Source organism: Erwinia sp. Leaf53 (assembly GCF_001422605.1).
Taxonomy (GTDB): Bacteria; Pseudomonadota; Gammaproteobacteria; order Enterobacterales; family Enterobacteriaceae; genus Erwinia.
Genome location: NZ_LMLK01000020.1, coordinates 1 through 1,022, shown reverse-complemented (window position 1 = coordinate 1,022; position 1,022 = coordinate 1). Strand labels below are relative to the sequence as shown.

General features: G+C 61.2%; 3 pseudogenes. All 3 read left to right on the top strand.

Annotation, left to right across the window (positions count from 1 at the left end):
- Positions 1 to 125: 125 nt before the first annotated feature.
- Positions 126 to 340: pseudogene (locus tag ASF13_RS25340) on the top strand (hemagglutinin repeat-containing protein); the annotation flags it as partial.
- Position 341: 1 nt separating this feature from the next.
- Positions 342 to 659: pseudogene (locus ASF13_RS25335) on the top strand (hemagglutinin repeat-containing protein); the annotation flags it as partial.
- A 95-nt stretch (positions 660 to 754) separates the two neighbouring features.
- Positions 755 to 1,022 (top strand): annotated as a pseudogene (locus tag ASF13_RS25330) (hemagglutinin); the annotation flags it as partial.

Genomic DNA, 1,022 nt, shown 5'->3' with positions numbered 1-1,022 from the left:
CAGTCAGATTTCAAAATCCGGTATCATCATGCTCCGATAACCCTTGAACCAGCCGGGTTAAAGATAAAACCGGCAAGGCACAACCTGCATTCCACTCACATAGCGTTCTTCTTAAAACGGGAGCGATGGCGGTAGCGTACTTATCTTCCAGGCTCCTGGGGCTCTTTACTGATGTTCCCTCCGTCAGCGAACACGGCAACAGCGTAACCCATACCGAGACTACCGTTAGCGCGGGCAATAGTCTGGTTATCATCAGCGGCGGCGACACGACGCTGAAGGGGGCGCAGGCCAGCGGGAAAGCGATTGTGGCTGACGCTGGCGGCAACCTGACCATTGCTTCNGACGCTCTTCCGATCTAACGGCCTGACCCATACTGAGACCACCGTTAGCGCGGGCAATAATCTGGTTATCATCAGCGGCGGCGACACGACGCTGAAGGGGGCGCAGGCCAGCGGGAAAGCGATTGTGGCTGACGCTGGCGGCAACCTGACCATTGCTTCAGAGCAGGACGGCGACCGCTACGACAGCAGGCAGCAGAACGCCAGCGCGGGAGCCGGTTATACCCTGGGCGCGGGCGTCGCATCGGGCAGCGTCAGCGCCAGCCGCGATAAAATCCACAGCAACTACGACTCGGTGCGGGAGCAGAGCGGGCTGTTTGCNCGAAGTGTTTGCCCGCATGGTGGCGGCGCAGAACGGCCCGGCTGACTTTATTGAGGGAGCCGGTTATACCCTGGGCGCGGGCGTCGCATCGGGCAGCGTCAGCGCCAGCCGCGATAAAATCCACAGCAACTACGACTCGGTGCGGGAGCAGAGCGGGCTGTTTGCSGGTGAAGGCGGCTTTAGCATCAACGTCGGTAAGCATACGCAGCTGGACGGCTCCGTCATCAGCTCCACCGCCACGGCGGATAMAAACAGCCTGACCRCCGGCACGCTGGGCTGGAGCGATATCCACAACAGGGCCGACGTGAAGTCGCAACATCAGGGCGTGGGCCTGAGCAGCGGCGGCAGCATCGGCAGCCAGT